General features: G+C 63.5%; 10 protein-coding genes and 2 pseudogenes. 7 read left to right on the top strand and 5 right to left on the bottom strand.

What is annotated here, in order from left to right; all coding sequences use genetic code 11:
- Positions 1-68 precede the first annotated feature (68 nt).
- The 5 genes from BLV94_RS46195 (at position 69) to BLV94_RS46170 (ending at position 7,141) form a co-directional block, all read left to right on the top strand.
- Complete coding sequence (locus BLV94_RS46195; RefSeq protein ID WP_072951071.1) at positions 69-344, top strand: hypothetical protein; 276 nt, start codon at positions 69-71, stop codon at positions 342-344.
- 9 nt (positions 345-353) lie between these two features.
- Positions 354-1,112: an HNH endonuclease family protein gene (locus tag BLV94_RS46190; protein ID WP_244163933.1), complete on the top strand. Its 759-nt coding sequence runs from the start codon at positions 354-356 to the stop codon at positions 1,110-1,112.
- 472 nt (positions 1,113-1,584) lie between these two features.
- Positions 1,585-2,067, top strand: a complete 483-nt coding sequence (locus BLV94_RS46180; protein ID WP_072951062.1) for a hypothetical protein — start codon at positions 1,585-1,587, stop codon at positions 2,065-2,067.
- Positions 2,068-2,210: 143 nt separating this feature from the next.
- Positions 2,211-3,416, top strand: a complete 1,206-nt coding sequence (locus BLV94_RS46175; protein WP_072951059.1) for an IS4 family transposase — start codon at positions 2,211-2,213, stop codon at positions 3,414-3,416.
- A 422-nt stretch (positions 3,417-3,838) separates the two neighbouring features.
- The gene (locus BLV94_RS46170; protein WP_074933982.1) at positions 3,839-7,141 is read left to right on the top strand and encodes a protein kinase domain-containing protein; all 3,303 of its coding nucleotides are present in this window, start codon (positions 3,839-3,841) and stop codon (positions 7,139-7,141) included.
- Positions 7,142-7,289: 148 nt separating this feature from the next.
- On the opposite strand, the pseudogene BLV94_RS46165 reads toward BLV94_RS46170, so the two are convergent.
- The 3 genes and pseudogenes from BLV94_RS46165 to BLV94_RS46155 form a co-directional block, all read right to left on the bottom strand.
- Positions 7,290-7,788: pseudogene (locus BLV94_RS46165) on the bottom strand (IS30 family transposase); the annotation flags it as partial.
- Positions 7,789-7,874: 86 nt separating this feature from the next.
- Complete coding sequence (locus BLV94_RS46160; protein WP_174705579.1) at positions 7,875-8,099, bottom strand: group II intron maturase-specific domain-containing protein; 225 nt, start codon at positions 8,097-8,099, stop codon at positions 7,875-7,877.
- A 39-nt stretch (positions 8,100-8,138) separates the two neighbouring features.
- Complete coding sequence (locus BLV94_RS46155) at positions 8,139-9,086, bottom strand: LysR family transcriptional regulator (RefSeq protein WP_083395991.1); 948 nt, start codon at positions 9,084-9,086, stop codon at positions 8,139-8,141.
- A gap of 151 nt (positions 9,087-9,237) precedes the next feature.
- Between BLV94_RS46155 and BLV94_RS46150 the strand changes: the two genes are divergently transcribed.
- Together BLV94_RS46150 and BLV94_RS51330 are read left to right on the top strand one after the other, a co-directional pair.
- Positions 9,238-9,765: an SRPBCC family protein gene (locus BLV94_RS46150; protein ID WP_072949739.1), complete on the top strand. Its 528-nt coding sequence runs from the start codon at positions 9,238-9,240 to the stop codon at positions 9,763-9,765.
- Between the two features lie 1,522 nt (positions 9,766-11,287).
- Positions 11,288-11,444 (top strand): annotated as a pseudogene (locus tag BLV94_RS51330) (LysR family transcriptional regulator); the annotation flags it as partial.
- A 176-nt stretch (positions 11,445-11,620) separates the two neighbouring features.
- On the opposite strand, the gene BLV94_RS51325 reads toward BLV94_RS51330, so the two are convergent.
- Together BLV94_RS51325 and pgi are read right to left on the bottom strand one after the other, a co-directional pair.
- Positions 11,621-11,893 (bottom strand): YciI family protein, encoded by a 273-nt coding sequence (locus tag BLV94_RS51325; RefSeq protein ID WP_072949735.1) that lies wholly within the window; start codon positions 11,891-11,893, stop codon positions 11,621-11,623.
- An 89-nt stretch (positions 11,894-11,982) separates the two neighbouring features.
- Positions 11,983-13,641 (bottom strand): glucose-6-phosphate isomerase, encoded by a 1,659-nt coding sequence (gene pgi / locus BLV94_RS46135; protein WP_072949753.1) that lies wholly within the window; start codon positions 13,639-13,641, stop codon positions 11,983-11,985.
- Positions 13,642-13,644: the final 3 nt, after the last annotated feature.

Here is a 13,644-nt window from a genome sequence, read left to right as displayed (position 1 = left end):
ACGGCCGAGACATGCCACCAGCTTGGAGAACCTACAACCGAAATTTGCACGTAGAGAGGCGAACTGTCATGACTACCCACCGATCGCACAATCCCGCCGCACGGTGGATTTGGTGCGCACAGTGCCGACAACGCAGCTACCTCGCTCGCGGCGACGCCAAGAAGGTCCGTAAGCAGCGCCACCACGGCGCCAAAGGACTCGCGGTGTTCGCCTGTCCGCACAACCCTGGCCAGTTTCATGTCGGCCTCCGCCCAGCCGCGCTCGGCAACGGCACGCTCACGCGCACGCAGCTGCGCCGGAACCAGCTGCGCCTGTTCACCGACGGCGCGACCGCGACCAACTGAGGAGAACTGATGGCGAACAAGTTCCGGGCGCTGGCCGGCGGCTCTATTCTGGCCGCTGCGGCGCTCGCGCTCGTCGGCCAGCAGAGCGTGCTTGCCGTCGTCACAGACATGAACATCACCCTCGCTGACGTCTTCACGGTGGCCGACACCGAAGAACCTGCACCGGCCCCAACAGATGCCCCACCAGGCCTCGACCAGCTGATTGCCGCGCTGACCGTTGTCGACGAACTTCCCACAGTGCCCGGATACGACCGAGACTGCGGCAAAAGGAACGGCTGCGTCTTCGGCCCGTCCTGGACCGACAACTACACCGGCCCGGACTCACACAACGGCTGCGACACCCGCAACGACATCCTCAGAAACCAGTTGACCGACGTGCGATACAAGCCGAACACCCATGACTGCAAGGTCATCTCGGGCACACTGCATGACCCCTACACTGGTACCACGATCGCATTCTCGACCGAGAAACCATCGGCCGTGCAGGTCGATCACGTCTATCCCCTCGCGAGAGGATGGCGAGCCGGAGCCGCCACCTGGACCCCGGAACAACGCGTCTCCTTCGCTAACGACACCGCCTCGAACTTGCTCGCATCCGAGGGCAAAGCGAACCAGGCGAAATCAGACCAGGGACCGGACACCTGGCTACCCTCGAACACCGCATTCAGGTGCGAGTACGCACAGAACTACCTGGCAGTCGCCGCCAAATACCACCTGGCCGTCACCGCCGGAGACGTCGACGCAGCGCGCCGTGAGTGCACCCGATGACCCTAGGCCGCCGCCGCGCACACAGACGCCTCGCCTTCACCGCCCCACTGGCATAGCCTCCACGCAGGCAGGGGCGGTGGTGTGTGGGGGAGGCTCTCTCGACGTGCAGAGGACGCCCGCGGAGGGTCGATCCCGACTTCCCCCCGCGAAGTGGATGTGTGCCATGCTGAGAGCACAGTTCGTGAAAGCGTGGGGGAGACATGGCTGTTCAAACACTGACGCGATCCGGCGGAAGACATGGCTGGACGATCCGCTGCGATCTGCGCGAGCACCGGTTCACCGCTGCAGTGGCCAGCCAATCCGACGCGTGCAGCTTCGCGCAGACCAACGGATGGATCATCGACGGCACCACACGTTGCCCAATGTGTGCGGCAACGCAGTCGGCGGCGGCCCGACCAGGATGAACCTGCGGCCGGGCCGCAAGCGGAACTGTGGTGCGGTAGACCAATCGACAGCGAACAGGGGAGAGGCGATGGGGGAGTCCAACCGGTCGGGGCAGGTACTTGTCATGGTGTCGTTCTGGTGGAGTCGCGGCGACGAACTCGCCAACCACCAACTCGGGCAAATCCTGACCCGAGCAGAATGTTTGGACGGGGAGATCACCGACGCCGCGGCCGTCGATCGCGCCCTGCGTGCCGTCGGTGACGAGCCGACACTTGTGGCTGAGCTGGACGAATGGTGGCAAATGGTCGCGGCCCGCCGAAACGACAACACCACACAGAATCCTGGTCTCAGCCTCGGCAGTTCGATCCGGTACCTCACCGACCGCCTGGACGCGGACCGAGTTACCCCGAAGTCGATCGAGGAATGCCGCCGGCAGATCGCAGCTCTCGATACCCAGATCGTCAGCGCGAAAGACCTGCCCGAACTGGCCCACCCCGATGCCGAGATGCTCACCCTCCTCACCCGCTACATGGAGGCACGGTCACGGGTATTGGCAATTACTTCAACGTGATCCAGTCTCACGGGTAACAACTTGTGTTGAAATCGGTGGCAGCGTCGTGTTCTGTAGGCGTTGCGGGATCCTCCCCCCGAGCCCGCAATGGCCGCTCTAGCCTCAATACCGTTCAGTTAGTGCGGGTTGCGTTACGATGAGGTGTGCCTCGGAGTGGATGGGTGAAGCCGGTCTCGGATCGGCGGTTGTCGGATGTGGTGTCGGTGGGGTTGCTGACCAGGGTGTTTCCCGCGTCGTTGGTCGATGAGGTGATCGCGGCATGCGGTCGCAGGGAGCAGCGAAGTCGCACGTTGACCGCTCGCGTGACTGCGTATTTCTCGATCGGCATGGCATTGAATTCGGAAGCCTCCTACGAGGAGGTCTTCGAGCAGCTCACCGACGGTTTGTCGTGGTCGTCGGGATGGTCGCAGTCCTGGTCGCCGCCGACGAAATCGGCTATCTTCCAGGCCCGTTCACGTCTGGGATACGAACCGGTGCGGGAACTGTTCCGCCGTGTCGCCCGACCTCTCGCCGACACGGATACACCCGGATCCTGGCTCGCGGGGCGCCGGTTGGTGGCCCTCGACGGGACCTGTCTCGACCTGCCCGACACACCGGCCAACGCCGAGCATTTCGGGCGGCCGGCATCGAGCCGCGGCGAGAAGTCCGCGTTCCCGCAGGCACGGTTGGTGGCGATCGCCGAATGCGGCACCCACGCGGTATTCGACGCCGCGATCGGACCGTGCCGCACCTCCGAGCGGGAGCTGGCGCACGATCTGATGGACACCCTCGAACCCGGGATGCTGCTGCTCGCCGACCGCGGCCTCTACGGATTCGACATGTGGACCCGAGCCGCCGCCACCGGCGCCGACCTGCTGTGGAGGGTCACATCGACCCTCTCACCTCGACACCTCAAGACCCTCGACGACGGATCCTGGCTGGCACAGATCATCCCCACCTCCGGAAAGAATCGGCAGCAGCGAACACCGCTCACGGTGCGGGTGATCGACTACACCCTCGACGACGGGCGGGAGAACCCCGAGCAGTACCGGCTGCTGACCACGATCCTCGACCCCTCCGATGCACCTGCAGAAGAGTTGGCCCTCGCGTACGCCCAGCGCTGGGAAATCGAGAACACCTTCGACGAACTCAAGACCCACCAGCGCGGCCCCCGCGCCGTGCTGCGGTCGAAATCCCCACCGTTGGTTCGGCAGGAAATCTGGGGGCACTTGTGCTGCCATTACGCCATCCGCACCCTGATGCTCGACGCCGCGACCGCCGGCAGTCACGACCCGGACCGGATGTCCTTCGTCACCGCCTTGCGGATCACCCGACGATCGCTGTCCCACAGCTCTTTTTCCCCCTCATAGCCGCAACGCAGCCACCCGGTTGTGGAATCAGGGCATCGCCAAACTACTGCGCCGTATCAACCCGGTACGCCGCCACCGCGCCAACCCCCGGGTCGTCAAACGCAAGGTCCTCAAATGGGCAGCCAAACGCGCGCACCACCAACACCATCCACAACCCACCCAGCCGCCGAAATGCACCATCCTTGTTCACTAACTGAACGGTATTGAGGCTAAGCCCTCGCCACGGCGGTAGGCGTGTGATGTGCAGTGGTCAAGTTCCGGTTCGGCGCGTGTGGTGTGCACAAGGAGCGACCGCGTTGATCAACACAGCGATATCCTGGAGAGCATGCCGTAGTCAAGTGTGTCACGGTGTCAATGTGCGCAGGTCGTGCCGTCGGGCCGGTGCGCAGGAAGTACGAGCCGACGGAGTGAGTGACCGTCCGATGGGTGAAGGTGATTCGCTCGACACGCAGCGGTACCCGCCGCCCTCCCCGGCTGGGGAGTTGGCCGGCGTCGGTTTCGACGATGCCCAGGAGATCGGGCGCGGCGGTTTCGGCGTCGTCTACCGCTGCACCCAGGCGGACCTGGATCGCACCGTGGCAGTGAAGGTACTCACCGTCGAACTCGACGAGGAGAGCCGCGCACGGTTCCTGAGAGAACAGCGGGCGATGGGCCGGCTGACCGGGCATCCGAACATCGTCCACATTCTGCAGGTGGGCGCTACCACCAGCGGCCGCCCCTACATCGTGATGCCTTATCATTCGCACGATTCGCTCGACGCCCGGATCCGTCGCCAGGGTCCGCTGCCGATGGACGAGGCTCTGGGGCTCGGGGTGAAGTTGGCTGGTGCGATCGAGACTGTGCACCGGCTCGGGATCCTGCACCGCGACCTCAAACCGGCAAACATCCTATTCAACGAGTACGGCGAGCCCGAACTGGCCGACTTTGGCATCGCACACATTTCCGGTGGCTTCGAGACCGCCACCGGCGCCGTGACAGGGTCACCGGCGTACACAGCGCCGGAGGTACTGGCGGGTGATCCACCGGGTCCAGCCGCCGACATCTATGCCCTCGGCGCGACCCTGTTCAGTGCCTTCACCGGTCACGCGGCATTCGAACGCCGTAGCGGCGAGCAAGTCGTCGCCCAGTTCCTGCGGATCACCACCCAACCGGTCCCCGATCTGGCCGAACACGGAATCCCTGACGACGTGGCTGCGACGATCGCCCGGGCGATGTCACGGGCGCTCGACCAGCGCCCGGTCACTGCCGCTGATTTCGGCGAGGAACTGCAGAGGCTTCAACGCCGCCACGGGTTCCCGGTCGACGAGATGGCCCTACCCGTGGAAGCCGATACCGGGATGGATGACGAGGTCAGTGGCCCAGGACGGACGTCGCACGGCCGACGACGATCCACGTCACCCCCCACGCGGGACGCAACTGGCTGTCTTCCCCTGGACCTGACCAGTTTCGTAGGCCGTCGCCGCGAACTCATCGAAGCGAAGAACCTGCTGACCCGTTCCCGGCTGGTTACCTTGACTGGGATCGGCGGTGTCGGCAAGACACGGCTGGCGATACAGGTCGCCACACGAGTGCAACATGAGTACACCAACGGTGTTCGGCTGGTCGAGTTGGGTGACCTGCGCGACGAGTCATGGCTGGTCGACGCGGTAGCTGGCGCGGTGGAAGTGCGGGACCATTCGGCGAGGCCGTTACGGGAGGTACTTGTGAAGCACCTGGCGGCGCTGGAGCTGCTCTTGGTTCTCGACAACTGTGAGCACATGGTTTCCGCGGTCGCTGAACTCGCCAGCGCACTCTTGCGCACCTGTCCTCGTCTGCGGATTCTGGCCACCAGCCGCGAACCGCTCGGCCTCGGTGGGGAGGTCGTGCTGCGGGTGCCGCCGCTGCCTGTCCCAGCTCCCGAGGCCGAGCGATGGCCCTCACTACGGGCACTGGTTAGATACGATGCCGTGGCACTGTTCGCCGAACGCGGCGCGGCCGTTGTTCCCGAATTCGCGCTCACCGAGGACAACACGGTCACGGTGGCACGGATCTGCCACCGCCTCGACGGGTTGCCGCTGCCGATCGAATTGGCCGCCGCCCGGCTGCGAGTGATGTCGCCTGAGCAGATTTTGGACCGGCTGACCGATCGCTACACCTTGCTCACCCGCGGCAGCCGTGACGTGCCGACGCGGCAACAAACCCTGCGGTGGTGTATCGACTGGAGCTTCGAGTTGTGCACCGCCGACGAACAACTGATGTGGCGGCGACTGGCGGTGTTTGCGGGCACGTTCGATCTAGCTGCGGCGGAGCAGGTGTGCGGCGCCGACCTGAGCTCAGACGAGATCCTCGATTCGGTGACCTCCCTGTTGGAGAAATCGATCCTGATCCGAGAGGAATCCGGGCCGGTGGTGCGGTTCCGGCTGCTCGAGACCCTTCGAGAATACGGTTACGAGAAACTTGAGCAGACCGGCGAGGATCTGCCGTTGCGTCGCCATCACCGGGACTGGTGCGAAAGATTGGCGCTCGACGCGGAGGCCGAGTGGATCAGCGCGCACCAACTCGACTGGATCACCCGTCTGAATCGGGAACTGCCTAATCTGCGGGCTGCCCTTGAATTCTGCGTCGACGACGATCCAACCGCCGGGCTGCGCATTGCCGGCGCGCTCTACGTGTTTTGGGCTTCGCAGAGCCTCTTCAGCGAGGGACGTCGCTGGTGCAACCAACTGCTTGCCCGTCAGAGCGGCACACCCACCCTTGAGGGGGTCAAGACGCTTTACGGCGCCATCGTGATGGCCAGCGTGCAAGGTGACCTCCGGACAGCAGCCGGGCTAGTGGAGGTTGGGCGCACACTCGCTGCCCAGACTAACGAAGCCCTGTTGCGCGCACTTATCGACGCTGCCGACGGCACGCTGGCCCTCCATAGCGGTGATCTGCCGAACGCCTGTTCTCACCTTCAGGCCGCTCTGACGGAGTTCGGTGGACGCGGTGAACGCACCCTCGAAGTAGGCACCCTGTACCCGTTGGGATTGGCCTTCGGGCTGTCCGGCCTGACACGGCAGGCTGTCGACTGCCACGAACGTGTGCTGGCAATGACCGAAGAGTACGGCGAAAAGATGTTTCGGTCACTCTCTCTATGGGCCTTGGCCATTGCCGTATGGCGACAGCACGATTCTGATCGCGCGGCTCAGCTCATCGAAGAATCGCTGAACCTGGCCAGGCAAGTGCACAGCCCACGCGTGGCCACCTCGTGTCTTGAGGCGCTGGCCTGGATCACGGGTGACCTGGGCAGCCTGTCGCGGGCGACGGTGCTGATGGGGGCGGCAGAAGGGGTGGCTCGGTCGATCGGAAGTACTGCGGTTATACATTCCAATCTGTCTGTCTACCATCAGGAATGTGAACAGAATGCGCAGCGGGAACTCGGCAGCAGGGCGTTTGCAGCGGCATACCGCCATGGTCAAGTTCTGGGCTTCGATGCGGCGATCGCTTATGCCTTGCACGAGCAACCGCCCGGCGCCTCCGCACCCGCCACCGGCATGTCGATACCCTTGACCAAGAGGGAACGCCAAGTCACCACACTGATCGCCGAGGGTCTGACGAATCGGGAAATCGCAGAACGCCTGGTGATCTCACCTCGCACCGCCCAAGGGCATGTCGAGCACATCCTGTCGAAACTCGGATTCACTTCCCGCACGCAGGTCGCGTCCTGGGCAGTCGAACAGGATCCGAATATTATTGCGGGCCAATAGGTCAACTCGATCTTCCGGGTCGACCGCAGATTCTCGGCGAGCGCGTTGTCGAAGCGGTCCCCGACTCTGCCGGGGGACGGGGCGATGCCAGCGTCCACGAGCCACTGGGTGAACCGCTGTGCCGTGTATTGGGCGGCTTCAACCGGTCAGATGCAACCGCTGGCTGTTGCAGTGAGCGTAGCTGTTCGGCGAAGATCTCGGCCGGGGTTCGCCAGTTGCGGAGCTTGCGGGGCCGGTTGTTGATCGCCAGGGCGACGGCTTCGAGGTCCTCGGCGGACCACCTGGACAGATCGGTGCCCTTCGGGAAGTACTGGCGCAACGGTCCGTTCGTGTTCTCGCTTGTCGGTCGTTGCCAGGGCGAGTGCGGGTCGGCGAAGAACACTCTCGTGCCGGTATCGAGGGCGAACTGGGCGTGACCGGAGTATTCCTTCCCGCGCGGTCCCAGGTGAGAGACTTGCGGAGCTGTTCGCGGAGGGTGGTCATCGATGTCGTCAGTGAGGTGTTCATCGCGGCGGCGCCGTAGCCGCAGAGCGGAGGACCGTTCTTCACGGGCCCCAGCTCTCCAGCCGAGGCAGGTGCACGAGGATCGTGGATCGGCTGCTGCGCTCGACGAGCGTGCCGATTGCGGCCCGGCCGGTCCCGATCATTTAGTTTAGTGGTCGAACCGGGGCGCGGTGCCGGGGTTTGCTCCCGGTCCGTTTGTAAGGCCCGTCCTCCGCACCGGACGTGCCGGTCAGGAATCGTCGGTAGAGTTCCGTCCACGTGTGATCCGTTTGTGCAGTTTGAGCAGCCATGGGTGACCCGATGCTAGGCGAAGGCATCGAGGTAAGCCGAGGGTCGCTTTCGACACGCCGTGACGGAAATACGCACACCATTGGAGCACCGGATTGAGGCGTCCGAGGAGATCAGCAAGGCCATGATGACGTGCCCCCTTCGTCAGGCCTCGCACCCTCGCCATGATCGAAAGCAACGCTCTCTTTGACGGATGCGGTCGCGGCTACCAGGAGCGGGCCACGTGCCGAAGGTGGTCGCGAACGCGGAGGACATCGGGGTTGGTGTCGGCGCCGGGGCGCTGGACGAGGAACAGGGTGTTGAGCGGCGGCTCCTCTGGTGATTGGAGCAGTACCAAGCGACCTGTGTCCAGATATTCCTGGCATAGCGAGCGAGGCAGCACGCTGTATCCGGCGCCCGCGTTGACCGCCGAGAGGACTGCGTAGAGGTTGGGCACGGTGAGGGCGGCGCGTGCGGTGAGCTGTTTGCCGAAAATGGTGCGCCAGTAGCGGCGGGCGATGGGCAGATCTTCGGCGTAGGCGACCAGCGGGATGTCGCGCAGGGCGGCACACGGGTCGGCCGCCTCGCCCCGCTCCGAGATATGTTGGGCCCAGGTGGCCGCGGCGACCAGTACGTACTCCTCGTCGGCGAGGGGGACGGAGTCCAGTGCGCGACCGCGTGGACGCCGGGTGGTAATGATCAGGTCGTGGTGGCCGGCGCGCAGTTCCTCGAGGAGCGGCTCGGACAGCCCCTGCGCGACGCGCAGTTGCAGTCCGTCGGAGATGAGCGGCGCGAGGGCGGGCAGGACGCGGACGCACAGCAGCTCCGACGGGCCAGCCAGGTGCACGGGTGCGGTCGGCGTCCCGGTCTCGTCCAGGACAGCCAGCGCGTCGAGCGGGCCCGCAACCTGCGCGGCCAACTCGTGCCCGCGCGGTGTGGGATCGACACCGCGCGGCAGCCGGGTGAACAACTCGCGGCCAGTCTGCTGCTCGAGGGTGCGGATCTGCGCAGTCACGGTCGGCTGGGACAACCCGAGCCGCGGCGCCGCCGCCGTGAACGAGCCGGAGCGGTAGACGGCGAGGAAGGTGCGCAGCAAGTTCAGGTCCGTGCGCGGCGGGAGCTGTTTGCCGCCGCTCGCCGACATCACAACGGTGTCGAGGGGGTGGCTGTCCATGGCGTCCAGCATAGGCGAGCATTCATATCGGAATTCTGATATCAGAAATCCGCCAAGTTATTGGTATCCCGATGGCAGACCGGCCTACAGTCAGGACGTCACCAAGTGACTTCCCCTGGTAGACGCATCCATTGAAGAAGGAAGGGATCCCATGACCGTACAAAATGCGATCAACTGGCCCGAGAAGTACATGCCGGGCACCGGCGACAACTTCGTCTCCAACGAGGTGATCGTCCAGAGCCTGACCGCCGCCCAAATCTGGCGCTACCTGACCGACACCTCCACCTGGGAGTCGTACTACGACAACGTCGCCGACATATGCTTCCCGAACGGCGGCGGCCCCGACCTACGGCACGATCTCCCTTTCCGATTCGGCACCTTCGGTTTCCCACCCCTGGACGCCCGAGTTGTCGAGTTCCAGTCGCCCGGCGATGGTGTCCCCGGCCGACTGTCCTGGACGGCCAAGCAGGACGACACACCTGAGCAGCAACTCGATGTGCTGCACGCGTGGCTCGTCGAGGACCTGCCCGGCGGTCGAGTGCGGATCCTGACGCAGGAGACGCAGATTGGTCAGCCCGCCGCGGCGCTAGCGAAACAGATCCCAAACCCGATGCTCAACGGCCATCAAGCATGGCTGGACGGTCTGGTCCGCGCCGCTACCGGCAAGCGTGGCATCTGAGGCAGCAAGACCTCGGCGCCGTGGTGGAGGTCGCCGAAGGTAACTAGTGTCCCGCGCGCATCGGTGGCCGCACTCCCGCGCTGCCCTCCTGCTGGCATATTCCGACTGGGCAGACGTGCTCATCGTCGAGCCGAATCCCCGTAGGCCCGCGTCGTGGTGGTCGAACTCGCCGACACGGAGACGAACTCCCACCAGCCCGGTAATCCACCCGCAGAGGGCAAAAGGCGTCCTAGAGGTGTCGGGATGCGCTGAAGACGAGCCATATCTGCGCGGCGGTCACCCGGCCGCCGCTGTCCGAGGTCGCACACGTCCAACTCGCAGATGCATCCGTTCCATGCGAACGCTGGTGGTCTCCGCACACCAGGCCGGACAGCGGACGGATCACCGTCCGTCGAGTTGCGGGCGGAGGAAACAGCAGGTTCGAGCCCAACTCGCTCTATACGCTGCCCCGGACCGTGATAAGGACGGCCACGGAGATCCCAGTGAGCAAAACAGTGTGATGGTGATTTCCGTTGGCGCGGCGCCTGTGTGGCGGCTGCGGGCGCCGTCCGAGCGTGGCGATGGTCACTGCTGCTGCGATGCGATGCAGGCCGGCGCGATGCTGTTGAGTGCCAAGGGTTCTTGGGGTCTGAGAAGGATGATCGCCGCGTTGGCGAGGAGTCCGAAGGATGTGCGTTCCCAGGATAGTGAGGTGAGTTCGGGCTGGAGCTCAAGATCGCGCGGCGGGGTGATACTAATCATGGAATTGCCACTGCAGCGATGACGAGTGATGCGGCGGCGATCCCGGTCAGGAAGGGGCTGAGAAAGCTCGGCCTTGCGAAACCGACCATGGCCGTCGGAATCGCCTGCACCGTCTGTAGTGGCGGGCCCATCCTCACCGGACCGTTCGCTTCGCCGATGGAGATTGGTTCGCCCTCTTTAAGGCCGCGGTTGCCCGTGTTTACGCTGGAATGATCACGCCGAATCTAAGGATTAGATACCATGCGTTGGTGTGAACGCATGGTCTACTCGCGGCGCTACGGGTCGAAACCCGGGTTGGACGCAAAGTATTTTCTGTCAACTCAGTAGCAGATGGTGGAGTCTTGTCAGCGAGGGATAAAGGCCGATTCACAGCGCATCTGCGAGCATTCACGTTCTATATCGCGATCGCTTGCGTATGCGGGGTTGTCATCGGTGTCGCACAAAATGATTCCTCCTTCGTCGTGGCGGTCATGACCTCCCTGGTGGCTGTTCTCGGTGCATACCTGGTAAGGATCCACGCGCAAGGACACCGGGGCCTGTGACTGTTGACGGCCGACGAAGCTGCCGCAACCTCCGCGGGAGTTGTAGCTTGTGATGTGCCAGAGGACATTCGTTGCACTCGTCGGTAGGACGTGGTGCTGTGCGCACACAGGACACGGACACGGGCACGGAAACGGTCAGGCTGCCGGCGGCGGCTGCGTGATCGACCATCGGGGACTCGCGTCGGTGCGGGGCATGATCGAATAGGGAATGCTGTTCCGCCAGTGCGAAATACTTCGTCGTGTTCGCTCGCGAAACGTCACTTCGCCCGCGCCGCGAGCGCCCGCTACGTGTCCCAGCCGGAGCTGTCCGAGGCCATCCACAATCTCGAACACGAATTGCAGGTTACGCTCATCCGACGCGAGCAGAGATTCGAACCTCTGACACCTGAGGATGATAATGGTCCGCCATCGAGATCCACCGAAAGGACGGCTGTGTGGAATCGCCTACAATGTGGCGTGCAGGGGCGACAACGAATCAGCGCTGAGCCTCGGCCCCGCCGCACGAGCTGGGTGCTCGGTGCGGCGAGGCCCAGGAGCCAGGCCGGGCAATCGCTCGTCTATTTTGTCCTGGCTCAGGATGCCCAGATGAAGTCCAAGGACTCGATTTCTTCGATGTCCGCCTCCATGATTCCTGTCTCGACGAATGGAAGTGTGGCGATCGCCTTTTCAACGTCGGTAATGCTGGGAGCGTCGACGATCAAGTAGGCGCCCGTTCGATCGGCCCGGCGAAATGCCTGCTCCAGAACGCCCTGCTCTTTCAGTTCGCGTACGCGCCTTCTTTCGGCATCCATATGCGTCTCGTGATCTGCTTCCGGAACGAACGTGCCGGTGACAAGGAACTTCATGTGGTGACCTTTCAGGATGGATTCATGACAGTGAAACTTTGGAGAGGAGAGCCGACCCATAAAAAAGGGGTGAACAACCTGTGAGGGTTCTAACTCTTGTCCGGCCGGGTTGACTGGTACCACTCGACAATCGAAGCCGTGGAGCTGTCCAGCCCTGCCGCACTTGTGCGACCGCTGACGACGCTGTGCAGTTGCAAGGCCTGCTCCTTGCCGAGTTCGACCCCCCATTGGTCGAACGAATTTATGTTGGTCAGTGCTCCTTCGGTAAATACCTGGTGCTCGTACAGGGCGATCATCTGCCCGAGTGTGTTGGGCGTGAGTTTCGGCGCCAGGATGGTGGTCGAGGGCCGGTTCCCTGGCATGACCTTGTGTGGCACCAAGTCTGTGGGGACGCCGTGAGCTGTGATCTCGTCGGATGTGCGTCCGAAGGCAAGAACCCTGCGTTGAGCAAGTAAGTTGCTGATAAGAATGTCGTGCATGCTGCCGTCGCCGTCGATAGTCAGGAGGTCCTCGGCGGGTTCGGCGAATCCGATGAAGTCGGTCGGTACCAGCCGGGTGCCCTGGTGGAGCAACTGGTAGAAGGCATGTTGGCCGTTGGTTCCGGGTTCCCCCCACCAGATAGCGCTGGTGCTGGTATCGACCGGTTCTCCATTGGTCTGCACGGCTTTGCCGTTGGATTCCATGGCAAGTTGCTGAAGGTATGCAGGGAATCGAGCGAGATCATTCGCGTAGGGCAACACCGCTCGTGTTTCGGCTCCGAAAAAGTTTGAATACCAGAAGCCGAGTAGCCCGAGTATAACGGGGGCATTTGCTTCTAGTGGCGCCTCGGCGAAGTGCCGGTCGATTGTGTGCATGCCCGAGAGGAACTCACCGAATGCCTCGCGCCCAATCGCGACCATGACCGGCAGCCCGATAGCCGAGCTGATGGAGTACCGTCCACCGACCCAGTCCCAGAATTCGAACATGTTGGTCGGGTCGATTCCGAACTTGGCTACTTCGACCGCATTGGTGGACACGGCGACGAAGTGCTGGGGAACTGCCTGGTCACCGAGTTGAGCCGTGATCCAGGATCGTGCTGCGGTGGCGTTGGTAAGTGTCTCGATGGTGGTGAAGGTTTTCGACGCGACGATGAAGAGAGTCGTCGCTGGGTCGATGCCGTCGAGTGTGCCTAGTAGATCTGCTGGATCGACATTGGATACGAACTTCACGCGAATATCGGGGTGGGTGAAGTTCCGCAGTGCTTGACATGCCATCCGCGGTCCCAGGTCTGAGCCACCGATTCCTATATTGACAACCGTCGTGATCCGCTGCCCGGTTGCGCCACGCCACTGGCCGTTGCGTAGCCGATCGGTGAAATCGCCCATCCGTCCAAGCACCCGGTGGACGTCGGGGACGACACTGCGCCCGTCCACCAGAAGTTCCATCTCGGGGGGTAGACGAAGGGCAGTGTGCAGTACCGCCCGGTTCTCGGTGGTGTTGACGGGCGCCCCGTCCAGCATGCGGTCGCGGTACTCCTCGATGCCAACCGCGCTGGCCAGCTCGGTCAACAACCGCAGGGTACGTCGATCGATGCGGTTGAGACTGTAGTCGATGAACAGGTCCCCGGCAGTGACGGTCAGGTCACCGCCACGCGCCGGATCGCCATCGAAGTATCCCCGCAGGTGCCCTGTCGCAACGTCAGGGAAGTGAGCTTGGAGATTCAGCCACTCCAGTCGTGTAGTGATGTCCGAGTGGACGGATGTGGTCATCAC

The sequence above is a fragment of the Rhodococcus koreensis genome (assembly GCF_900105905.1).
GTDB lineage: Bacteria > Actinomycetota > Actinomycetes > Mycobacteriales > Mycobacteriaceae > Rhodococcus_F > Rhodococcus_F koreensis.
Note: the sequence above shows the minus strand (reverse complement) of the source record. Positions and strands in the feature narration are given on the sequence as shown.

Coding starts and splice junctions, on each gene's coding strand:
- BLV94_RS46170 (WP_074933982.1), top strand. CDS start 3,839: ATGGGTGAAGGTGATTCGCTCGACACGCAGCGGTACCCGCCGCCCTCC.
- BLV94_RS51325 (WP_072949735.1), bottom strand. CDS start 11,893: ATGAAGTTCCTTGTCACCGGCACGTTCGTTCCGGAAGCAGATCACGAG.
- BLV94_RS46195 (WP_072951071.1), top strand. CDS start 69: ATGACTACCCACCGATCGCACAATCCCGCCGCACGGTGGATTTGGTGC.
- BLV94_RS46190 (WP_244163933.1), top strand. CDS start 354: ATGGCGAACAAGTTCCGGGCGCTGGCCGGCGGCTCTATTCTGGCCGCT.
- BLV94_RS46180 (WP_072951062.1), top strand. CDS start 1,585: ATGGGGGAGTCCAACCGGTCGGGGCAGGTACTTGTCATGGTGTCGTTC.
- pgi (WP_072949753.1), bottom strand. CDS start 13,641: ATGACCACATCCGTCCACTCGGACATCACTACACGACTGGAGTGGCTG.
- BLV94_RS46150 (WP_072949739.1), top strand. CDS start 9,238: ATGACCGTACAAAATGCGATCAACTGGCCCGAGAAGTACATGCCGGGC.
- BLV94_RS46160 (WP_174705579.1), bottom strand. CDS start 8,099: ATGGCGAGGGTGCGAGGCCTGACGAAGGGGGCACGTCATCATGGCCTT.
- BLV94_RS46155 (WP_083395991.1), bottom strand. CDS start 9,086: ATGGACAGCCACCCCCTCGACACCGTTGTGATGTCGGCGAGCGGCGGC.